Source organism: Halomonas jincaotanensis (genome assembly GCF_018448785.1).
GTDB classification, from domain to species: domain Bacteria; phylum Pseudomonadota; class Gammaproteobacteria; order Pseudomonadales; family Halomonadaceae; genus Halomonas; species Halomonas jincaotanensis.
The window spans coordinates 290,114-312,362 of sequence record NZ_JAHCLU010000001.1 but is presented as its reverse complement, the minus strand read 5'-3'; the positions used below and the strand labels follow the sequence as shown (position 1 = coordinate 312,362).

At 63.4% G+C, this 22,249-nt stretch carries 20 protein-coding genes; 14 read left to right on the top strand and 6 right to left on the bottom strand.

The features are described from left to right. Positions 1-6: 6 nt before the first annotated feature. On the bottom strand, positions 7-786 hold the full coding sequence (locus KG088_RS01470; RefSeq protein WP_213823705.1) for an AraC family transcriptional regulator: 780 nt from the start codon (positions 784-786) through the stop codon (positions 7-9). 371 nt (positions 787-1,157) lie between these two features. On the opposite strand from KG088_RS01470, the gene KG088_RS01465 reads away from it, so the two are divergent. Together KG088_RS01465 and KG088_RS19815 are read left to right on the top strand one after the other, a co-directional pair. Beyond that, the gene (locus KG088_RS01465) at positions 1,158-2,366 is read left to right on the top strand and encodes an MFS transporter (protein ID WP_213823704.1); all 1,209 of its coding nucleotides are present in this window, start codon (positions 1,158-1,160) and stop codon (positions 2,364-2,366) included. After that, positions 2,363-2,488, top strand: a complete 126-nt coding sequence (locus tag KG088_RS19815; RefSeq protein WP_264759022.1) for a hypothetical protein — start codon at positions 2,363-2,365, stop codon at positions 2,486-2,488. The genes KG088_RS01465 and KG088_RS19815 overlap by 4 nt, the downstream gene beginning before the upstream one ends. On the opposite strand, the gene KG088_RS01460 is transcribed toward KG088_RS19815, so the two are convergent. Together KG088_RS01460 and cysK are read right to left on the bottom strand one after the other, a co-directional pair. After that, positions 2,459-3,124, bottom strand: coding sequence for a carboxymuconolactone decarboxylase family protein (locus KG088_RS01460; protein ID WP_213823703.1), 666 nt, complete (start codon positions 3,122-3,124; stop codon positions 2,459-2,461). The genes KG088_RS19815 and KG088_RS01460 overlap by 30 nt on opposite strands. A gap of 71 nt (positions 3,125-3,195) precedes the next feature. Beyond that, entirely contained in the window at positions 3,196-4,701 is a 1,506-nt protein-coding gene (gene cysK / locus KG088_RS01455) for a cysteine synthase A (protein WP_213823702.1), read from the bottom strand. A 184-nt stretch (positions 4,702-4,885) separates the two neighbouring features. Between cysK and KG088_RS01450 the strand changes: the two genes are divergently transcribed. The 7 genes from KG088_RS01450 (at position 4,886) to KG088_RS01420 (ending at position 14,195) form a co-directional block, all read left to right on the top strand. Next, positions 4,886-7,156: a BTAD domain-containing putative transcriptional regulator gene (locus KG088_RS01450; protein ID WP_213823701.1), complete on the top strand. Its 2,271-nt coding sequence runs from the start codon at positions 4,886-4,888 to the stop codon at positions 7,154-7,156. Next, positions 7,153-7,782: a nickel-binding protein gene (locus tag KG088_RS01445; protein WP_213823700.1), complete on the top strand. Its 630-nt coding sequence runs from the start codon at positions 7,153-7,155 to the stop codon at positions 7,780-7,782. Before KG088_RS01450 ends, KG088_RS01445 begins: the two co-directional genes overlap by 4 nt. A 116-nt stretch (positions 7,783-7,898) precedes the next feature. Then, positions 7,899-8,462: an OsmC family protein gene (locus KG088_RS01440; RefSeq protein ID WP_213823699.1), complete on the top strand. Its 564-nt coding sequence runs from the start codon at positions 7,899-7,901 to the stop codon at positions 8,460-8,462. After that, positions 8,459-9,856, top strand: a complete 1,398-nt coding sequence (locus tag KG088_RS01435) for an NAD(P)-binding domain-containing protein (RefSeq protein ID WP_213823698.1) — start codon at positions 8,459-8,461, stop codon at positions 9,854-9,856. The genes KG088_RS01440 and KG088_RS01435 overlap by 4 nt, the downstream gene beginning before the upstream one ends. A 22-nt stretch (positions 9,857-9,878) precedes the next feature. Next, positions 9,879-10,949, top strand: a complete 1,071-nt coding sequence (ada, locus tag KG088_RS01430; RefSeq protein ID WP_213823697.1) for a bifunctional DNA-binding transcriptional regulator/O6-methylguanine-DNA methyltransferase Ada — start codon at positions 9,879-9,881, stop codon at positions 10,947-10,949. Positions 10,950-11,082: 133 nt separating this feature from the next. After that, positions 11,083-12,663 (top strand): tetratricopeptide repeat protein, encoded by a 1,581-nt coding sequence (locus tag KG088_RS01425; protein ID WP_213823696.1) that lies wholly within the window; start codon positions 11,083-11,085, stop codon positions 12,661-12,663. Positions 12,664-12,884: 221 nt separating this feature from the next. Next, a complete protein-coding gene (locus KG088_RS01420) occupies positions 12,885-14,195 on the top strand; it encodes a glycerophosphodiester phosphodiesterase family protein (protein ID WP_213823695.1) in 1,311 nt (436 codons plus the stop codon). Positions 14,196-14,245: 50 nt separating this feature from the next. On the opposite strand, the gene KG088_RS01415 is transcribed toward KG088_RS01420, so the two are convergent. Continuing rightward, complete coding sequence (locus KG088_RS01415) at positions 14,246-15,148, bottom strand: helix-turn-helix transcriptional regulator (RefSeq protein WP_213823694.1); 903 nt, start codon at positions 15,146-15,148, stop codon at positions 14,246-14,248. 123 nt (positions 15,149-15,271) lie between these two features. Here KG088_RS01415 and KG088_RS01410 point away from each other — a divergent pair, with 123 nt between their 5' ends. The 3 genes from KG088_RS01410 (at position 15,272) to KG088_RS01400 (ending at position 17,600) form a co-directional block, all read left to right on the top strand. Further along, entirely contained in the window at positions 15,272-15,976 is a 705-nt protein-coding gene (locus KG088_RS01410) for an ABC transporter permease (RefSeq protein WP_250147992.1), read from the top strand. Next, positions 15,973-16,698 (top strand): energy-coupling factor ABC transporter ATP-binding protein, encoded by a 726-nt coding sequence (locus KG088_RS01405; protein WP_250147991.1) that lies wholly within the window; start codon positions 15,973-15,975, stop codon positions 16,696-16,698. The genes KG088_RS01410 and KG088_RS01405 overlap by 4 nt, the downstream gene beginning before the upstream one ends. 86 nt (positions 16,699-16,784) lie before the next feature. Then, positions 16,785-17,600: a substrate-binding domain-containing protein gene (locus tag KG088_RS01400; protein WP_213823692.1), complete on the top strand. Its 816-nt coding sequence runs from the start codon at positions 16,785-16,787 to the stop codon at positions 17,598-17,600. A 119-nt stretch (positions 17,601-17,719) separates the two neighbouring features. On the opposite strand, the gene idi is transcribed toward KG088_RS01400, so the two are convergent. Then, positions 17,720-18,304 carry an isopentenyl-diphosphate Delta-isomerase gene (gene idi / locus KG088_RS01395; protein WP_213823691.1) on the bottom strand — a complete coding sequence of 195 codons (585 nt, stop codon included), beginning with the start codon at positions 18,302-18,304 and terminating at the stop codon, positions 17,720-17,722. A gap of 73 nt (positions 18,305-18,377) precedes the next feature. Then, the gene (locus KG088_RS01390) at positions 18,378-19,526 is read right to left on the bottom strand and encodes a phytoene/squalene synthase family protein (protein ID WP_213823690.1); all 1,149 of its coding nucleotides are present in this window, start codon (positions 19,524-19,526) and stop codon (positions 18,378-18,380) included. Between the two features lie 544 nt (positions 19,527-20,070). On the opposite strand from KG088_RS01390, the gene KG088_RS01385 reads away from it, so the two are divergent. Then, positions 20,071-20,358, top strand: coding sequence for a hypothetical protein (locus tag KG088_RS01385; protein WP_250147990.1), 288 nt, complete (start codon positions 20,071-20,073; stop codon positions 20,356-20,358). An 82-nt stretch (positions 20,359-20,440) separates the two neighbouring features. Next, positions 20,441-22,162 carry a PQQ-dependent sugar dehydrogenase gene (locus KG088_RS01380; RefSeq protein ID WP_213823689.1) on the top strand — a complete coding sequence of 574 codons (1,722 nt, stop codon included), beginning with the start codon at positions 20,441-20,443 and terminating at the stop codon, positions 22,160-22,162. Positions 22,163-22,249 lie beyond the last annotated feature (87 nt).

The following is a 22,249-nucleotide window of genomic DNA, read 5'->3' as shown; positions in this document are numbered from 1 at the left end:
GAGCCTTCAATCGACGCGTCGATCGCCGGAGGGGCTTACCTCGAACTGACGGCGATAGGCGCGGGAAAAACTGCCCTGGTCGCGAAAGCCGACCAGCGACGCGATGTGGCCCAGACTCAGGGCGCTATGACAGACCAGGCTGCGAGCATGCTCGAGCCGACGAACCTGTACATAGGCCTGGGGCGTATGGCCCGACAGGTGACGGAAGCAATGATGGAAATGGCCGGTACTCAGGGCGCAGAGTGCAGCGAGTTGCTCGACGCGGATGTCGTCGGCGAGATGGCGGTCGATCCAGGCATTCAGGCGCGGCATGTCCAGGCGCTCGCCGGCGTGATGAGTCAGCGACAGGCCATCGACGCCACCATGCGGCTCGGCTTCCAGATGCAGATAGAGCGCCCGTAGCAGCAAGGCCGCGATCTCGCTATGCAGGGCCGGACACTGTTCCAACTGGCGCATCAGGCTGCCGGCCAACTCGTTGAGCCCGGTCGGCACGCTGAAGAAACGCGGTTTGTCGAAGAGACGCTCGATGCCGCTGCTGTCGCGCACCGACGCCAGGCTGCTCAGGGGAATATCGAGCACCAGGGTGCGGTTGCGGCCGTCGCCGACATACTCATGATGACTCGTGCTGGGAATCAGGCAGCCGCGACTTCCGGTGACGCGCTCGGCACAGCCACCGATCACCAGTTCAGTCACCCCGCAGGTGGCCAGAATCAACTGGTGATAGTCATGCGCATGCGCGACATGCTCAGGACCCAGGGTGCGTGACGTCAGTTCGAGAAAGGACATGGTCGCGACCGCCTGCCCACACTTCAGAAGGTAGAACTCAACGATACCCCGGGCACGGGGAAAATCAAACGAGACACTCAGGCCGCCGGTCCACTCGGCTCTGGTACACCCGTCTCTAGGTCAATATCGCGCTAAGCCACGCGACTTGTGAAACGAGCCGCCTACCCTCAGCATCGCCCCTTCTTTACGCAGGCCTTGCGGGCAGAAGCTGCCTTCGCGCGAGCGCCTGCCGCGGTCGTCATCGATAGCGGCGTGCATGCATATGAAGCCGGCGTTTGCTGCCTGCTGTATCCATGAGGAGACAGTGGCTAGTCTCGCTGAAACGCGCGACATTAACAGACCGTTCGTCTGCTTACAGGCCTGTCGTCATCATGGACACCCTCCGTCGCCACGCCCTGCTGATCATTGTTCTCGGCAGTCTGGTCATTTCGCTCGCCATGGGCCTGCGTCACGGCTTCGGACTTTTCCTCGAGCCCATGAGCACCGACCTCGGCTGGGGGCGGGAAGTGTTTGCCTTCGCCCTGGCGCTGCAGAACTTGATCTGGGGCCTGGCACAGCCGTTCACCGGGGCCCTGGCCGATCGTTTCGGCGCCGCGCGCATCATCGTGGTCGGCGGCCTGCTGTATGCGCTGGGGCTGGTCATGATGGGCACCTCGGACTCCGCACTGGGCATGTCGCTAAGCGCCGGGCTGTTGATCGGGCTGGGGCTTTCCGGCACCACCTTTTCGGTGATCCTGGGCGCCGTGGGCCGCACGGTGGCGCCGGAAAAGCGTAGCCTGGCCATGGGCATCGTCAGCGCCGCGGGTTCCTTCGGCCAGTTCGCCATGCTGCCCGGCACCCTCGGCCTGCTGCAATGGCTCGGCTGGTCTGCCGCAATGCTGGTGATGGGCGGGCTCGCCGCCCTGATGGTGCCGCTGGGTGGCATGCTGCGCGACCGACCTTCGCGGCGCCAGGCAAGCGACTTGTCACTCGGCGCCGCGCTGGACGAGGCCGCCAACCATCGTGGCTTCTGGCTGCTCTGCCTGGGCTTCTTCGTCTGCGGTTTCCAGGTGGTGTTCATCGGCGTGCATCTGCCGGGCTATCTGTTCGACAACGGCATCGCCGTGCGGGTGGGCAGCACCGTGCTCGCGCTAGTGGGGCTGTTCAACATCGTCGGCACTTATACCGCCGGCTGGTTGGGGGGCCACCACTCCAAACCGCGGCTGTTGACCTGGCTATACCTGGCTCGCGGCGTGGTCATCACCGTTTTCATTGTTATGCCGCTGAGCACCACCAGCGCGTATCTGTTCGGTATCGCCATGGGCTTGCTATGGCTCTCCACGGTGCCGCTGACCAACGGCATCGTCGCCTCGGTCTTCGGGGTGCGCCATCTTTCGATGCTCGGCGGCATCGTCTTTCTGTTCCATCAGTTGGGCTCCTTCATGGGCGTCTGGCTGGGCGGCTTCTTCTACGACCTCAACGGCGACTACGACGTGGTCTGGAAGCTTGCCATCGTGTTGTCGATCGTGGCGGCCGCCCTGCACTGGTTCATCAACGAAGCCCCCGTTAGTCGCCCCACCCCCGCGCAGGTCGAGGCATGACGCGCCGTCATCTCATCTTCATCGTTGCCCTGATCGGCGCCGTAGCGATCACGGTGCTTGCCTGTTGGGGCTGGCAGGTGGCGGATGCCGGTCTACTGCTGCTTGGTAGCCGGCTCTGCTGAGCTCGCCTTGGCTGAACCCTTAGCTGAACCTGCCGAGCGCGCCTCGGGTGGCCCGGCGGCGATGGGCCTCCCCACGGTCAAGGCATCGCGCAATCGCGGCGTCATCTCCCGGTAGGCGGCATCCGCCTCGACGCCGAGGCCATCCAGCACTTTAGTGAAGAAGGCACGTGCCGCCGCCATGACAACGATGTCGAAGATCTCCTCATCGGCAAACCCGGCGGCGCGCAGGCGGTCGATATCCGACTCGGTCACTTCTGTGGCATGCCCCGCCACCTTGCGGGCGAAGGCCACCATCTCGCGTTCCGCGTCGGTCAAGGTGCGCGGCTCGCGACCCTCGGCGATGGCTTGAACGTCCTGGGTGCCGACTAGCGCCGTCAGTGCCTGACCGTGGGCCAGCGCGCAATACGAGTTGCCAAGCGTTTGGGCGGCCGCCAGCGTAACGAGCTCGAAGCGCCGCGGCTCGGCGTAGCGGCGAATCGTTGCCAGCAGAGCCGCCCAACTCGCCATAACATCGGGGCGATGACAAAAGGCCCGTGCGTAGTTGGGCAGATAGCCGAAATGGGCTTGCTGGCGCTCGTACATGGCCCGCACCTCACCCGTGGCCTGCTCGAGGGGCATCGTATGGAGAAAGCTCATGTCGTGATCTCCTGGTTTTTGCCAAACGGTTTCAAGACTCCGTTTTTAAGACCCAGTACCGAGACACCGCCTCATGCCACCGGCGTGCGCGGATGTAGCCAGGCGGGCAGCAGGCTATACGGGTCGAGCTCAACGCTGCGGTCGTAATCGACGTCCAGGGCCTCGAGCTGCCGAGGCAGCGACCCGTCGCGCCAGGCGTCGAACAGTTCGGTACACCCGCCGATGTGCTCGCCACCAACGAAAATGCGCGGAATGGTCGTGGCGCCGGTACGCGCAGCGAGCACCGCGCGGATGCGTCCCCCGAGGTCGCCCTCCTGATAGGCCACCGCGTCGAGATCCACGCTGCGGTACTCAATGCCCAGCCGCGCGAACAGCTTGCGGGCCGACCAGCAGAATTCGCACCATTCCAGGGCGAACATTACTACGGGCTCGGTCGCCAGAACCTCGTCGACGAACCTTACCGCCTCGGGGTCGAGCGCCACCGGTTGGGTCGCGGCCTTGCCATCCCGGGGCGACGGTGCGGCAGGCGGAGGCGAATCGAAACGATAGCCCGGCGTGGAGCGCGACAGGGCAATCTCCTCGTCGGTCATCGCCTCGGTGATGCCCTCGAACAGCGGCGTGGAGAGATAGCGCTCACCGGTATCCGGTAGCATGCAGACGACATGACTGTCGGGAGGCGAGCGTCGTGCTACCTGAAGCGCAGCGGCCAGGGTGGCGCCGCTCGAGGTACCCACGAAAATGCCCTCCTGACAGGCGAGTTCGCGCGACAGGTGCATGGCCTCGTCGCCGGCGACCGGTATCACCTCGTCGACATGTCCTGCATTAATCGCATCTTCGGTGAGCCGGGAGATGAAATCCGGCGTCCAGCCCTGCATCAGGTGGGGGCGAAAGCGCGGGTGGCTCGCCGCTGGCGCGCCGCTGGCATCGCGCGGCTGGACAATGCCGCTGCCGAGCAGGGGCGAATTGTCGGGTTCGGCGACCACGATGCGGGTCGCCGGGCTCTGCTGGCGCAAGATCCGGGCGACGCCCTTGAGCGTGCCGCCGGTGCCGAACCCCGTGACCCAGGCGTGAAGAGGCACGTCGCCCATATCGTCGAGAATCTCCAAGGCAGTGGTCCGCGAGTGCATGTCGGCGTTGGCCTCGTTCTCGAACTGGCGACACAGGAAGTAGCCATGGGTCTCGGCGAGCTCTATCGCCTTGTTGAGCATGCCGGTGCCCTTCTCCGCCGCCGGCGTCAGCACCACCTTGGCGCCGAGATAGCGCAGCAGCTTGCGCCGCTCCACGCTGAAGTTTTCCGCCATGGTGACCACCAGCGGATAGCCCTTGCAGGCGCAGACCATGGCCAACCCGATGCCGGTATTGCCGCTGGTCGCCTCGACTACCGTCTGGCCGGGATGCAGCTCGCCACTGCGCTCGGCCTGCTCGATGACCGCCAGGGACATGCGATCCTTGACCGAGCCCATGGGATTGAAGGCCTCGATCTTCACATAGAGAGTGACATCGGGGGGAGCGAGTCGATTGAGCCTGACCAGCGGTGTGCCACCGATGGTGTCGAGAATGCTGTCGTAACGCGCCATGATCTTTCTCCTCGGTCCGGTGTGTCGGTTTTCATGACTGTCAGTCTCGGTGTTGACCGAGTAAGCGGGCGTGGTAATCAGCGTGGTTTTTTTCGTCAGGGTGCGTCGCGGCCTGGAGGACTTCCCTGACCAAGTAGCATCGCGGGCTATACTCAAGGATGGATGTCTCTTCGGGGATGGTCACATGAGTGCACTGACCCTCAACGTGCTTGGCGATCTCGAGATCATTCGAGACGGTCAGGGACTGATGCTGCCACCCTCGAAGAAGACACGTGCCCTGTTGGTATATCTGGCAATACACGCCCGGGCGTTCAGTCGCGAACACCTCTGCGACCTGCTCTGGGAACTACCCGATGACCCCCGCGGATCGCTGCGCTGGAGCCTGTCAAAGCTTCGCCGACTGATGGACGGCCCCGACCACCCGAGGATCATCGCCGACCGCCTCACGGTCGGACTCGATACCCGCGATATCGACATTGACGTCACAGCGTTGCATTGGCTGGGCAGGCAGGACCCAACAGCGGCTACCATCGAGGCGCTCGAGGCCACCGCCGCCCGCTGTCGCGGCCCGTTTCTCGAGGGCCTCGACCTGCCGAATCTTCACGATTTCCACAGCTGGTGTCTCGCCGAGCGTGAAGCAGCCCTGCGTGCCCAGACCTCTCTGCTGCAGGCGCTGGTCGACCGCCTGGGGGATGCCCCCGAGCGGGCGCTGCCCCACGCCCATTCGCTGGTGCGTCTTTCGCCCTTCGACGAGGACGCCCGAGCTGGTCTGATTCGCCTGCTGCTGGCCCTCAACCGCCCACGGGACGCCGAGCAGCATTTCCAGCTGGGCATGCGCCTGCTCAAGCAGGCCGGCATCACGCCCCAGGGTGCGCTGCTGCGGGCGAGACGCGCGGCGCCCGGGCATCCTCTCGCCAGCCATCCGGGCGATAGCGAGCGTTCGCCGAGCGAGGACACCGGCCCCGACGAACCATGGGACGCCCTGCTGGTTCGGCTCGACACCCCTACGCGGGACGTGCTGCGCTGGGCCGCGATCCTCACCCCCTGCCTCGACACCCCCTGGCTGGCCCGCGTCAGTGGGATGTCCGCCAACCACATCGGCGAGGCAATGGAGGCTGCCGAGCGCTTGAATCTTCTCGAGGCCACCGACCGGGGGTTGTGCTTTTCCCACGAGTGCGTCGCCCAGTGTCTTTACGAGGGGATATCGCCGGCGCGACGCCAGTTCATGCATCACCATGTCGCTGAGCTATTGGCCCGGGACAACGTCCTGGACCTCGAGCATGCCGCCGACCTCGCGCACCATGCGCAGCTGAGCGGTGATCCCGCCCTCGCCGCCGATGCCCTGGTCACTGCCGGGCGGTTGTGTCTGCGCTTCTTCGCCAACGAGGAAGCCCAGCGGCTGGCCCAAAGAGGCCTCGCCATGGCCGAACAGCTTTCCGGCGGACGACGGATCTGCTTGTTTTTGGAACTGCGGGAAATCATGCTCAGTGCGGCGCCGCTGAGCGACTGGGAAGCCACCGCCAGCGAACTGGTCATGCTGGCCGAGCAAGCGCTGGAACATGGTGCCCTCGCCCACGCCCGCCTCGGCTATCAACTGGCAAGCCAGGTCCTCTGGGCCCACGGTCAATGGTCCGGCGCCCACGAAGAGGCCCTGCAGGCCGAACGAATGACGCGCAGCGCGGACGACCGTGAACAGATCATCGCCCTGGCGGAGACGGCCAAGTGCCTGGCGATGCTCGAGCGCGACCTCGACCAGGCCGCTGCCATGCTGGCTGAAGCTCGCGAGCTCGCCAGGCAGCAGCGGGTGAGCCATCCCGCCATTCCCATGGCCCTCGGGCTGTTGCGCTATCACGACAACCACCTGGAAGACGCCGAGACCTACTTCAAGGAGGCACGCACCCTGTGCAAGGCCAGCGGCGATCGCCTATGCGAATTCCAGGCCAACGAATACCTGATGATGCTGGATATCGAGCAGGCCCGTTACGCCTCGGCACAACGACGCTGCGACGGCCTGGTGGAGATTGGTGAGAAGCTTCGCGACGGCAGCGAAGCCCCCTTCGCGCATGCCGCGCAAGCGCTGTGTCGCTATGCCCTCAGCGACGACACGACACCCCTGGACAACACGCTACCGGCACTGCGTGACGCCGACGCCAAGCATCGTCTGTCTTACCTGCTGACGCACGCGGCACTGCTCGATGTCGAGCGCGACCGGCCAATCGAGGCCATGGCTCACGCCGCCGAGGCGCTCGACAATGCCAGGGTGCTGGAGCGCGCCACGGAGCAGTTGCTGGCGCACTGCGTGCTCGCCGAAGCGCATCGCACCCGCGGCGATACGGCCGCTTACCGACAGCATGCCAAGGCGGTGGCCACGCTTGAACAAGCGCCGGTCGCCCGCTGGGCCTGGTGCCGGGTCGCCGAGTTACGGACAGACCAACCGGCTGAGGGCAGCACATGATCGATGTCTGTCTCGAGCGCCGCTTCGCCACACCTCTCACCACCAAGTTCGTGCTGGCCGTGTCGCAGGGTGCCCTGAGCTGCTACCGCCCGCATAGCTTAATCTGGCGGGGTAGCCTGTTGGCGAACGACGGCCGGCGTATGTTCTGTCATTTCCAGGCGCCCGACGCCGAATCCGCGCGGACCGCCCTGCAACAGGCGGGGGCCGACACCCGGATTTTCTGGCTCGCCACGATCCATGACGCGCCGGCAATGTCCCGTCAACGCCCCCGCAGGAAGCGAGACGCCACAGCGACTTGCGACATAGCCCCTTGCGACACGCCGCCGCTTCCCGCCAACGTGCTGGTGGCCAACGTACTGGTGGAGCGCACCTTCGACGAGCCGGTCGTCCTCGCCCGTATCCAGGCCCGCGAAGACGACGAGGCGGCCTGCTTGCAACACCATCGGGTGCGTTTCGTGCGCACCTTCTTCGCACGGAACCGCCGACGCATGATCTGCCTCTACCAGGCCCCCGACGCCGAGTCGGTGCGGTTGGCTCAACGCCAAGCCGGCATCCCGTTCGAGCGCGTCTGGGCCTTCCACGCGGTACTGCCCGACGACCACGCCAATATCCACGCCGCATCCTGAAAAAACCACGATCTCTCCCCCGCTGGGTCCCACGAACCGGGCCCAGGCTGGTACCTGACCGGTCGACACCCGACCGGCCATATCCGACATAGAGCCATCACAAAGGAGAGATTACCATGCAAACCGCCACCTCAATTCAGGTCGATAACGGCGTCAATGTCGCTGCCCTGCTGGGCGCCCGCGAGGCCCTTGCCCAGGCGCCGGAAGCGGCACGCTTCACCTGGCGCGCCCGTTGCGACTGGGTCAATGGCACGCACAGTCACGCGACCATCGATAGCTATCATGGCCTCGGCGAGGAGCAGCGCCACAAGACCCGTTTCACCTTTGACGCCGATCACCCGGAAGTCTTCGCCTCCGAGGACCATGGCCCCACCCCGGTCGAATACGTGCTGGTCGGGCTTGCCAGCTGCCTGACCGCGGGTATCGCCGCCGTCGCCCAGCACCGTGACATTCAGCTGCGCTCGGTCGTGGCCACCCTCGAGGGCAGCATGGACATTCAGGGCATCCTGGGCATGGACAGCGACGTGCGCAACGGCTTCGAGGACGTCAGGGTACGCTTCGAGATCGATGCCGACGCCACGCGCGAGGAAATCGAGGCGCTGGTCGCCCAGTCCCAGAAGCGCTCGGCGGTCTACGACCTGCTGACCAATCCCACCAACGTAACGGTAAGCGTGGCATGAACGGCGATCTTCCTCGTCGGCGGTTCAGCCCGTCCCGCGTCCTGCCCTACCGCGTGACAACGGTAGTGGTGATCGGCGCGGGACAGGCCGGGCTCGCCATGAGTCATCAACTCGACAGGCGCGGCATCGACCATGTCGTACTTGAGCGCGGCGAGGTAGCCAATGCCTGGCGCCACGAGCGCTGGGACTCGCTGCGCCTGCTGACACCCAACTGGCAATGCCGGCTTCCCGGGTTTCGCTATGCCGGACCCGACCCCGATGGTTTCATGACCATGCCGGAGGTCGTGGACTTTCTTCACGGCTATGCGCGGAAGCTCTCGGCACCGATTCACACCGCCACCCGAGTGATGTCGGTGCGCCCGGCACCCGGCGGCTACCGCGTGGTCACCGACGCCGGCGACTGGCAGTGTCGTGCGGTGGTGATCGCCAGCGGCGCCTGCAACCTGCCGGTCGTGCCTGCGCTGGCAAGCTCGCTGCCGGCGTCCCTCCACAGCCTCACGACACGCGACTATCGCCACCCCTGCCAACTGGCCAATGGCGGCGTGCTGGTGGTCGGGGCCTCGGCCACCGGCGTGCAGCTGGCCGACGAGATCCAGCGCAGCGGACGGCCGGTGACGCTGGCGGTGGGCGAGCACGTGCGGATGCCGCGGCGCTATCGCGGTCGGGACATCCAGTGGTGGATGGAGGCGAGCGGCCTGCTCGATCAACGCTTCGATGAGATCGACGACATCGAGCGCGCACGACGCCTGCCCTCGCCGCAGCTGATGGGCAGCGAGACGCCGGCGACCCTGGACCTGAACACCCTCGAGACGCGGGGGGTGCAACGGGTCGGACGGCTGGTCGGCCTGCGCGACCACACGCTGCAGTTCTCGGGTTCGCTGGCGGCCCATTGCGCGGCGGCGGATCTCAAGCTGGGGCGGCTGCTCGAGACCTTCGACATCTGGGCAAGGCATCGCGGCATGGACAACGACCTGGCGCCGCCCGAGCGCTTCCCGACGACCCGGCTGCCTGCCTCGCCGCGCCTGAGCCTCGATCTTAACCGCGGCGAGATACGCACAGTGCTCTGGGCCACCGGCTTTCGCCCGGATTACCGCTGGCTGCACGTGCCGGTACTCGACCGCAAGGGACGGCTGAAACACCACGGCGGCGTGGTCGAGGCACCGGGGCTCTATGCGCTGGGCCTGCCGTTCATGCGCCGTCGCAAGTCGAGCTTCATTCACGGCGTTGATGACGACGCCCGCGAGCTCAGCGATCATCTCCTCGGCTATCTCGCTGGCTATCCCAGCGATTCTTCAGAGGGCGGCAAGGGAGGAAATCGCCTCGCCCAATGCGGATTACCGCGCAGGAATCGGATGGACGCCCACCCGCGGGTAGTATTGACTGAAGGCGATTAGACAAGACTGCGAGGACCACCCCATGAGCCTGCCCTCCGAAGCCCAAATGCGCGCCGCGATCAGCGCCCGGGACCCCTCCCTGGATGGCGTGTTCGTCTATGCGGTGCTCACCACGGGCGTGTTCTGCCGGCCCTCGTGTGCGAGTCGCCACGCCAGACCCGAGAACCTGCGCTTCTTTCTTGGCATCGACGCCGCCATGGCGGCAGGCTATCGGCCCTGCAAGCGTTGCCGACCCACCGAGACGGTCGCGCTGGATACCCGCCTGGTCGACGTAGCGCGTCACATCGACGCTCATGCCGACGCACCGCTCACCCTCGCCGAGCTGTCCGCGGTGTCGGGCCTGTCGACCCGCACCCTGCAACGCGGCTTCACGCAGGCGTTCGGCATATCGCCGAAGACCTACCGGAATGCGGTACGCATGCGACGCTACAAGCAGCAACTGAAAGATGCCGACACCGTGACCGAGGCGATCTTCGCCGCCGGGTTCGGCTCCACCAGCCGGGTCTACGGCGAGACGACACGCAGCCTCGGCATGACGCCAGGCACGTATCGGGCCGGTGGGGCCGGCGAGACCATCGCTTACGCCTGCCGGCAGAGTGCGCTGGGGCCGCTGATGATGGCGGCCACCGACAAGGGCGTGTGCTGCGTGCAGTTCGGCGACCACGAATACGCCCTACTCGGCGCGCTTCGCGATGAATTCCCTAGGGCCGAGCTGGTCTCCTCGAGCGCGCAGCACGCGCCCGAACTGGACGCCTGGATACAGGCGCTCGAGCAGCATCTCGGTGCGGGCGGGCCACGGCCCGATCTGCCGCTGGAGATGCGCGGCACCGTCTTTCAAATGCAGGTATGGCAATGCCTGCTCAGCATTCGCGAAGGCGAGGTACTCAGCTACCGACAACTCGCCGAACGGCTCGGCATGCCCAGCGCCATCCGTGCCGTCGCCTCCGCCTGCGGCAGGAATCGTATCGGTGTGCTGATTCCCTGCCATCGCGTGCTGCGAAGTGACGGAAGTCTCGGCGGGTATCGCTGGGGCCTCGAGCGCAAACGGCAATTGCTGGAGACAGAACGCAAGCACCAACACGGCGCCTCATGACCGGAATGGACCGTTTCTGACCAATCTAGCTCTGGCAAGAGCAGCCAGCCAGGGGGATTGTGGACACCAAGAAGCTGGCAGACGACAAGCGTCTGCCCTCATTCTGGAAACCCACTACCGATGGGAGGTCATCATGAAAGCCATCATGAGCACACCCGCATCCGTCCTGGCCGTGGCCAGCCTGGCATGGACCACCCCCGCCCACAGCACCGATATACCGCGCTTCGACAACCTGGGGGATTATGGCCGTACCATTACCACGGACTCGGACCAGGCCCAGGCCTACTTCAACCAAGGGCTACGACTCGCCTATGGTTTCGCTCGACCGGAAGCAATCCGCTCCTTCCAGACCGCACAGCGATATGATCCGCACTGCGCCCTCTGTGCCTGGGGGGAAGCCTGGGCACTGGGACCCTATCAAAACAACCCTGGCGGCGTCGGCGATCCGCAGGAGGCCAACGCCGCTGCCCAGCGAGCCCTCGAGCGGGTCGATGACGCCACGCCCTGGGAGCAGGCGCTGATCGAGGCCATGGCCGAGCGCTACCCGGCTTCCGACGACGCCGATCCGCAGCAGGCGACCCGTCGCTACGCCGAGGCCATGGAAGAGGCCGCAGCGGCACATCCCAACGACCTTGACATACGCACCCTCTATGCCGAGTCGCTGATGCTGTACCGCCCTTGGAATCTCTACCAGGCAGACGGCGAACCCTACCCGGAGACCCAGACGGTGATCGAGGAACTGGAAACCGTGTTGGACGCCGAACTGGGCCATGGTGGCGCCTGCCACCTCTATATCCACACCGTGGAAGCCTATGAGCCGACCCGCGCCGAGGCCTGCGCCGACCGGCTGGCCGACGCCATTCCGGGCGTGAGCCACATTCAGCACATGCCGTCGCACATCTATATGAACATCGGCCGCTACGGCGACAGCGTCCGCGCGAACCAGCAGGCGCGCCAGTGGGACCAGGCGGCCCGCCACGACGCGGCCGTGAGCACCTATGCGCCCCACAACACCCTGATGCTGGTCTATTCAGCGTGGATGGACGGGCAGAGCGGCGTCGCCCTTTCGGCCGCTCGGGACATCGGTCGCGAACGCGCGGAAGACATCTTCCACCACAGCCTGCAGCTCGCCCGCTTCGGCCGCTGGGACGAACTGCTGAATCAGGACGGTGAGCCGGACGCGGCCTTCCAGGCCGCCATGTGGCACTTCGCGCAGGGGCTGGCACAGTTGCGCACCGGCGATGCCGAAGCGGCCCGGGAGACCCTGGCGAGGATCCGTGCCACTCGGGAGGCGACCCCGGAAGAGGCTACCTATCACTTCTTCCGGCATGCCCAGCGCGACCTGCTGGGCATCGCGGCGGGTATCCTGGCCGGCGAAATCGCCGCCGAGGCGGGACGACTCGATGAGGCACGCGAACAGCTGCAGGCGGCCATAGCCCTGGAAGACGGCCTCGGTTACTCCGAACCAGAACCCTGGCCGATACCGGCCCGCCACGTGCTCGGTGCGGTACTGCTGGAGGCAGGGCATGCCCAGGAGGCGGAAGCGATCTATCGCGACGCCCTGGCAGTACACCCCGACAACGGTTGGTCGCTCAAGGGGCTCGAACAGAGCCTTGCCGCCCAAGGAAAAGACACCGAGGCAGCTGAGGCCGGCGAGGCATTCGAACAGGCCTGGGCGAGGGCCGACGTCTGGTTGCCGGCCTCACGCTTCTGAGACTTGCGACAGGCACAACACCACTCGGCCGCGGGCCCTCTTGGAGGTCCCGCGGCTCGATGTCAAACCATGTACGCTGTTCGCCGAACTACCTGCCGCTGGCCGCGAGCGTGGGAGCATCCCCGCCCGACACCAGGACGTCACGGTGTCGTCATACTCCATCGGGCATGCTGAACAGGTTGATCCACCCCTTCCGCGCAAGACAAAATAGCGAGGCTTACATGAAGACTCCCTCCTTGATGCTAACGCTCGGCGCGTTGGCGGCGATGCTGCTCGCCCCCGCTACTTTCGCTAGTCATGACAAGACCGCCACTCAGGACGCAATCGCCGCCGCCAGCCACGTTACTCTCGGGCCTCGCCCCCTCTTCCTGGTCCTGGACATGGACGAGGAGACTCGGCGCTCGCGCGACCTCAAGGCTGAATTGCTGCGCTGCGCAGCGAATACCGACGACTGGCAGCGCAGCGACTTCAGCATCGGCCACCGCGGCGCTCCGCTGCAGTTTCCCGAGCACACCCGCGAGTCCTACCTCGCCGGTGCCCAGATGGGCGCCGGCATCCTCGAGTGCGACGTGACCTTCACCAGCGATCAGGAACTGGTATGCCGACACTCCCAGTGCGATCTTCACACCACTACCAACATCGTCGCCACCGACCTGGCACGGAAGTGCAGCGTGCCACCGGCATTCAACGAGGCGGGCGAGCTGAGCAATGCCTTCGACGTCCAGTGCTGCACCAGCGATATCACCTTGGCGGAATTCCGCACGCTGCAGGGCAAGATGGAAGGGGCCAACATTGAAGCCAACAGTACCGAGGAATATCGTGCCGGCACGCCCGGCTGGCGAACCGATCTCTACAATTCTCGCGGTACCTTGATGACCCACGCCGAAAGCATCGAGCTGTTCAAGGCGCTGGGCGTGAAGATGACCCCCGAGCTCAAGGCGCCCAGTGTCGAGATGCCCTTTAACGGTCTGAGCCAGGAAGACTACGCCCAGAAGATGATCGACGAATACAAGGCCGCCGATGTTGCGGCAAGCGACGTCTACGCCCAGTCGTTCAACCTGGACGATGTGCGCTACTGGATCGACAACGCGCCCGAGTTCGGCGAGCAAGCCGTCTATCTTGACGACCGCTACAGCCTTGACGACTTCGACCACACCGACCCGGCCACCTGGTCGCCGACCATGGAGGAGCTTGCCGAGATGGGCGTTCAGATCCTCGCGCCGCCAATGTGGATGCTGCTGGCGGCCAACCCCGAGGCCGGTGACACCGAGAACCGGATCGTGCCCTCCGTCTATGCGGAGCGCGCCAAGGAAGCGGGGCTCGATCTCATCGCCTGGACCTTCGAGCGCTCCGGCCCGCTGGCCAACGACGTCGAGTGGTATCACCGCACCACGGATGATGTGATCGACAACGACGGCGACAAGCTGCTCACCCTCGACGTGCTCACCCGTGATGTCGGCATCATCGGCCTGTTCAGCGACTGGCCGGCCACTGTCACCTTTTACGACAACTGCGTGAACGCCAAGGACTGAGCCACCCGCCGGGCCTCGGTTTTGTATGCCCAAAGGCGCCTGAGCATTGCTCAGGCGTTGTAGATCACCCGCCCCAGCTCGCTGACGTCGTAGCCGCCGAGTGCCTCGGCGCGCTCGACAAAGCGCGACTCGCTTGCGAAGGCGAGTAGCCGCTGCACCGGCGGCTCGAAATAGCTGCGACGGCGCATGGCCAGGTCGAAGTGCTCCTCGTGAAGCGGCACGAAGTCCAGCCCCTGACGGCGTGCCGCCGCCTCGACCCCGAGCCCGGAATCCGCCTCGCCCTGGCGGATGGCCAGCGCCAGATCGTCCTCGCTGAGCGACGGATGGTCGGTGAAACGCAGCCTCTCGGCCTCGACGCCCGCCCGTGCCAGCAGCCACTCCAGCAGCCGATGGGCGCCGGCGTCGGGCTGTCGGTGGGCAATCCTTCCCGGCTCGCGCGCCAGGTCCTCCAGGCAAGCGATACCCAGCGGGTTGCCCGGTGCCAGCAGCAGGCCCTGCTGGCGAACCGCCCAGCGAATCATCACCAGATCGCGCATCCCGGAGAGCCCGATCGCCGTCGGGACGTTATACGTGCCGCTACCGGCGTCGACCAGGTGCAGGCCGACCACCATGGCGTCGCCCTGGATCAGACGTCGGACGCCATCGCCACTGCCATGGCAGAGCATCGCCAGGTCGGCGCCACTCTCGCGAACGGCCCATTCCAGCAGCGGGTCCTGGCTGCCGGCCAGCACCGTGGGCACCGGCCGAGCGCTGCGACGATCCCCTTCCAGATGGTTCATCAGCCACAGGTCGATGCTCTGCTTGGGAAACAGCAGTTTTCCGGTAATTCGTACGCAGGGAATCTCCCCCTGGCGCACCAGGTCGTAGACCTTGCGCTCCTTGAGGCGCAGATAGTCGGCCACCTCGACGGTCGTCAGATACGCATCCGGCAAGTGGCGTCGCTCGGTTTCCATTATTGGCTCCCTAATACATCGTGGCAATAATGCATTATCCTGCATACAGATGCATAAATCACTGCATTTGCTGCAAAGCCGATAGTAAACGCGCATTATGCAAGCGACCTTCAGGAGCCCTTGATGACCGACGACGCCAATGCCTTCCAGACCGCCCTCAGCCTGATCCTGGGCCTCGACCCCGATCTGCTCGGGATCGTGGCGCTGTCGCTTCGGGTATCGCTGTCGGCGGTGCTGATCGCCACGCTGATCGGCCTGCCGCTGGGGGCAGCGCTGGCGCTCTGGAAGTTCCCCGGTCGCGGCTCGCTCATTGTCGTCCTCAATGCCTTCATGGGCCTGCCACCGGTCGTCGCGGGGCTCACGGTCTACCTGCTGCTCTCGCGGGCCGGGCCACTGGGCGAGCTCGGCCTGCTCTTCACCCCCACCGCCATGGTGGTCGCCCAGGTGATCCTGGTGCTGCCGATCATCGCCGCCCTGGCCCGCCAACAGATCGAGGAGCTGCATGGCGACTACCACGAGCAGCTGCGCTCCATGGGCCTGTCCAAGCAGCGCATGATCCCCACGCTGTTGTGGGACGCGCGCTTCGGCCTGATGACGGTGATCCTGGCCGGATTCGGTCGCGCCAGTGCCGAGGTCGGCGCGGTGATGATCGTGGGTGGCAACATCGAGGGCGTGACGCGGGTCATGACCACCGCCATCGTGCTGGAAACCAGCAAGGGGGACCTGCCGCTGGCGCTCGGGCTCGGCATCTTGCTGCTGGGGCTGGTGGCGCTGGTCAATGCCGCCGCCTACCTGATCGGCGAGAGCGCACGGGGACGACTGGGATGAACGAGATGACACGACTCGCCGCGACGGCCATTCCAACGCTGTCGCTGCAGGGCGTTGGCTTCGTGCACCGTGGCCAGACGCTGCTGCATCCAGTCGACCTGCGTCTCGAAGGGTGTCGTCGCACCCTGCTGATGGGCCCCAACGGCGCCGGCAAGAGCCTGTTGATGCGCCTCGCCCACGGCCTGCTGACGCCCACTCAGGGGCAGATTCGATGGGAAGGTCGACGGCCTCGTCAGTCGATGGTCTTCCAGCGTCCCGTGCTGCTCAAGCGCACGGCCTTGGCCAACCTCACCTACGCCCTGGCGGTGAACGGCGTCCCCCGCGCGCGCCGCAAGTCAGTGGCCCGCGAGGCCCTGGAGCGCTTCGGCTTGGCCGCGCTGGAAAAACGCCCGGCCCGCGTGCTCTCCGGCGGCGAGCAGCAACGCCTGGCACTGGTCAGGGCCTGGCTGACCGAACCCGAAATGCTGTTTCTCGACGAACCCACCTCCGCGCTGGACCCCGCGGCGATCAAGGCGGTGGAGGATGCCGTGCGCGACTTCCACGCACGCGGCACCCGCATCCTGATGAGCACCCACGACCTGTATCAGGCACGAAGATTAGCCGACGACGTGGTGTTCCTGTGCGGTGGGCGTGTGCTGGAATACACCTCCGCCGCTGAGTTCTTCACGGCCCCCGTCACTCCCCAGGCGCGGGCCTTCATCCGGGGCGAACTGGTCTGGTGATCGGGCGGGCGCGCTCGATTCGCTCACTCCCCCCGAAGCTAACGATAGATAACAAATACAGCAAGACAGAAAGAAGGAAGGGCAAGATGCACAAGACAGGACTGATCCTCGCGGCCGCTGGCCTGGCGGGACTCTCCATGGCGACGCAGGCCCAGGAGGGGGAACGCTTCATCATTCTGGCCTCGACCACGTCTACCGAGAATTCGGGACTCTTCGACGCCATTCTGCCGCCGTTCACCGAAGCCACCGACATCGAGGTGCGCGTCGTGGCCGTAGGGACCGGTCAAGCCTTCGAGATCGCTCGCCGTGGCGACGCCGACAGCCTGCTGGTCCACGACACCGAAGGCGAAAAGCGCTTCGTCGACGCGGGCTACGCCACCGAGCGCGCCGATGTCATGTATAACGATTTCGTGGTTATCGGCCCGGGCGAAGACCCGGCGAATATCGGTGACGCCGACACGGTCGCGGACGCGTTCGGCCGCATCGCCGAGGCCGTGGCCCCCTTCGCCTCGCGTGGTGACGACAGCGGTACCCACCGCGCCGAGCAGCGCCTCTGGGAAGCCGCCGGCGTGGCGCCCGATGGCGGATGGTATCGTGAACTCGGCAGCGGCATGGGCCCGACGCTGAACACCGCCGCCGGTATGGACGCCTATGTGCTGGCCGACCGCGCCAGCTGGGTCGCTTTCGAGAACCCCCAAGCCCTCGAGTTACTGTTCGAGGGCGACGAGGCGCTGTTCAACCAGTACGGCAGTCTGCTGCTCTCCGCGGAGCGCCATCCACACCTCAAGCACGACCTGGCCGAGCAGTGGCACCAGTGGCTGCTTTCCCACGATGGCCAGCAGGCCATCGCCGACTTCGAGGTCAAGGGACAACAGCTGTTCTTTCCCAATGCCACGAAGTAAGCCCTGTGGTTGAACTGATAAAGCCTCGCACTGATGTGATGCCTAATTGACATCATTTTTCTCTTATTACCCTAAGCGAAATTCAGAGTCGGCCCTGAGCCCGTCGGTGGCCACTGGGCTTATCGAATGTAACTCTTCAGCTCGTTTGCAAACTCACCCCTTAATCTTTTCCACTCCATCTTTAACCAGGGCGTATAGCGTTCTGGGTGATTCGCCAACTCAGCATCGAGCCGAGTTGGCGTTATCCAGCACCAGGCTACAATTTCCTGTCGATTGGGACGCGGCACCTCATCGCTGCTCCCCAGATAAACCCAGCACATTTCATGCTCGGCTCCGTTCGGGTCGAACTGTGCCTGATAACGAAACTTGTAGAGGTAGTCGAACACTGCCTCGATGCCGACTTCTTGCCGTAAACGTCGCTTGGCCGCCTCTTCCATACGCTCGCCTCGGCGAGGATGACTGCAACAGCTGTTGGACCAGTAGAGCGGCCACAAGCGCTTGCCCTCCGAGCGCTGCTGGAGAAGAAGCTCTCCGTCCGCATTGAATACGAACAGTGAAAAAGCCCGATGCAGGACACCCTCACCGTCATGGCACTTTGCCTTGTTCAAATAACCCAGCTCTTGGTCCTCTGCATCGACGAGAATCAGCTCCTCGCCATCGAACGACACGACCACATCTCGCTCACTTTCAACGGCATTATCCAATGATCACCTCCATCGCCTGGTTCATTTTTCGCCCCCCTCCGTAACGACCTTGGTCCTGGCCAAGACAATCTGCCTACTTATCGCCATCGCGTAGCAGAAGGCTGACACTGTCAGCCTGATAGCCACCGCTCAACGACGGCTCGGTCACCCAGTGACTCAGCCCGGGACCGGGGCTCAAGAGTGGCGTGAACGGCAGTCCTGTTGTTGCGCCAGAGAACAACAGCTTGAGCATCCAGTCATGACGTGCCGTTAGATGGGTGCCAAGGATAGTGGCCTTGACAAAGCGACGGGAAACCTTGACCTGTTGGCCGCTGCTGTAAGCAGATCGGGCTTTTATCCGCCGTAATGTAAGAACAGCAAGACCAATGGCCCACAAGCAGAAGCGCCGGATCCCCGTTTCTTGAGGCGGAATCAACAGGGTGTAGCGAAAGGCGTTATGCAAATGACCATGTGCAACCCCTACCATATAGCGCAATGCCGCTACGAACGCCTTGTCACTGCCCCCCGGGGTGATAGCGTCCACCTTGAGACCCAACTCCTCGAACTCTTTGCGGGGCAACCAGCAGACTCCCTGTCGCCTATCTTCCCAGAGGTCCTTGAGGATATTGGTGAGCTGCAAGCCTTCACCGAATGAAGGAGCGAGAGTCAGCATGTCGGCGCGCTTTTCGTCTATCTCATCGGAGTACTGGCAAAACAATTCTGTAAGCATTTCACCAACGACACCTGCTACGTAATAGCAATATCGGTCAACTTCTCTCTGGTCTGCCAGCCCCTCAAGGCTGGCATTGCTCTGATAGCAGCCCATGCCTTGACACATGATGCTCACACATTTTAACAACACCTGCCGTTGTGATGCAGAAAATCGATGTGTGTTGCAAACGATCAAGGGAGCATTAGCTATCAACTCCCGCTCACCCGACGAAGTGGCTTTCGAGAGTAGTGGAGTGAGTTGCTTGGCGAAATTCTGCGGCTTCTCCTCCGCTCTTAGCACTGCCAGAAATTGCTCATGAAAGACGACCTTTTGTAGTGCAGATAGCTCAGGCTCATCTTCTATCGTATCCGCAATTCGGCAAAGCAGATAAGCATTGGTGACCACCTTGCGCAGATCGCACGGCAGCTGCGGTATGGTGAGGGCGAAGCTCCGGGACACGCCGGGAAGAATCTTTTCCTGGTAGGCTTCTGCCTCGAAGCTCCCGGAACCCGTTGAAGTTAAATTAGCCATAGCAAAACACCGGTCTTGACAACGGTTGGAAACATTAACCGGCTCTTTCTTCCTACTATAAACTTTGCTTAGGGAGAGAGGCCCGACTGATCATCACAAGGGACTGAATCGTTCACTCGCTTTTACGACTCCGTGCCGGATGCGACATCCTGGGTCAGGTGGAGCCGTATCTAGATGATAATCTATGATGCAATGCCAAAACGTTTATTGGAATTAATGCCCTGAGCTTCGCAGAAGGAGTGGCGTTTTTCCTAGCCGCTTGAGACCTCCCGATGCCCGATAGTTTGGTGATGTTCTTCCTGCTCGGCCTGCTGACGCCCGCCCAGGGGCAGATCCTGTGGGAAGGTCGACGGCCTCGTCAGTCGATGGTCTTACAGCGTCCCGTGCTGCTCAAGCGCACGGCCCCGTCACTCCCCAGGCCCAGGCGTTCATCCGCGAGGAACTGGTCTGGTGATCGGGCGGGCGCGCTCGATTCGCTCACTCCCCTCCGAAGACGACGACGACAGATAACAAAGACAGCAAGACAGAGAGAAGGAAGGGCAAGATGCACAAGACAGGACTGATCCTCGCAGCCGCTGGCCTTGCGGGACTCTCCATGACGACGCAGGCCCAGCAGGGAGAACGCTTCATCATCCTGGCCTCGACGACCTCCACCGAGAACTCGGGGCTCTTCGACGCCATTCTGCCGCCGTTCACCGCGGCCACCGATATCGAGTGCGCGTCTTGGCCGTGGGGACCGGTCAAGCCTTCGAGATCGCCCGGCGTGGCGGCGCCGACAGCCTGCACCACCTACCGATGCGGCCGCCTGAAATGTCGGCCGACCCACATTTAGGAAGAATTGCTGATAGCTCTACATTGTTTCAATATGTTTATTTATTGTTAACAATGTAGCCAACAGGATGTGGGGTAACACGATGCGCAGGGGCCTGATCGTCATCGCCTTGTCGCTTGGGGTGGGAATCATGCTGGCAGGAGGATTCTTCACCGGGCATGTGGTCACGGAGTACAGACTGCCAACCTACCAGTTCCTACAGGACCGGAGTCGAGAACTGGCAATATTCGTAAAATCGGCGAGGGGCGAGCTGAATTCACTCATGATAGAACGCTATTCTAAAGAATTCCAGACCACCTTCCTAAGACTTCAAGGGGATGGGGTTCGCCTCCCCGTCGAGCGTGATGGGTCGGGAGGGGGAATGACCTCGTTCGGCGATGTGGTGTTGGTGATCACTCACGAGGGTAAGATTATTGCTGCCCGTTCGGCCGACGATGTGGACGAAACACGCATCGAGCCTCCGGAAAATGGCTTTGAAGAATACGTCAAGGTCTCCGAAATGGCGGAATACGAAGATTACGATCATGCTCCTGTGTTCGGCCGCTTCCGTTACAATGACCTTCTGTTCTTCGAGACTCCGGACGAGCGGGGTTTGGCCGTGTCCTACACCGAGTTCGACGGTGACGCCGTCTGTTATCGAAATGCCATTGCCACTCTGGACATAGAGGAAGGCGTCTCAGATATCGATCAAATCGAGGCAAGCCCTCAGGACTGGGATATCCTGTACCGCTCCAATCCATGCCTGCCCCTGAAGCGCCAGCTGCGTGCCATGGAGCCTCATGTCGCGGGTGGTCGCATGGTATTCTCGCCACCTTCTACCATCTACACCGCCAATAGCGATTATCACTGGGATGGTGTTAGCGGGCCTGTGGCGGTGTCCCAGCGGCCCGACATGGATTACGGCAAGATGGTGGCCATAGATCTGGAAACGGGTAACGCCCACAACATCTCGTCTGGGCATCGCAACATCCAAGGCATCACTCTAGACCGTGAGGGCCAGTTATGGGCTGTCGAGCATGGTGTGCGAGGCGGGGATGAGCTTAACCGTATTGTGGAAGGTAACGACTATGGTTGGCCATTGGAGACTCTGGGCACCTCCTATGACGGTACCCCCTGGGAAAAGGCAATCTCATATGGCCATCACGACACCTTTGCCCCGCCCACCTATGCCTGGCTCCCTTCGGTGGCGATCTCCGGCATGACGCGGATCGAAGGATTCGATGATAGCTGGGATGGCGACTTGCTGATGGGGAGCTTGAACAATCAGAGCCTTCATCGGATACGCATACGCGAGGATCGCGTTCAGTTTGTAGAGCCCATTGAGGTTGGTAAGCGACTACGGCATGTGCATCAACACAGTGATGGCCGCCTGGTCCTGTGGACGGATGACCATTTTCTGATTTTCCTGACGGTCTCGGATAATGCCGGCTTCAGCGATCTCGTCGACAGCTATTTCGAAAAGCAGGACTATGATGCCGCGCAGTCTCGTAAGGTGCGAGACGCCCTGGACAGGTGCATGCAATGTCACTCCTTCGAGCCTCAGGCCATTGCCGGAGCCGAATCCAATGCGCCAAGTCTAGGCAACATATATGAACAGCCCATTGCCTCGAGTGATTATCGCGACTACACGGATGCGTTAAAGGACAAGCAAGGGAGATGGAATGCTGACAATCTTGAGGCCTTCCTGACCGACCCCCCTGCATGGGCCCCTGGAACCTCTATGCTAGGCGTAAAGATTGATGACCCCTTTGTGGTCACTGAATTGATCGGCTTGCTGGAAGAAGTGACTGAGGCTAACGACTAAGTCAACTCTTGGCTGCTTCGCCCCATCGCATCCCACTGGTTGGATACCAGCGGGATGCGATGGGGCACGGGGGCCTCTTCTTTTTCA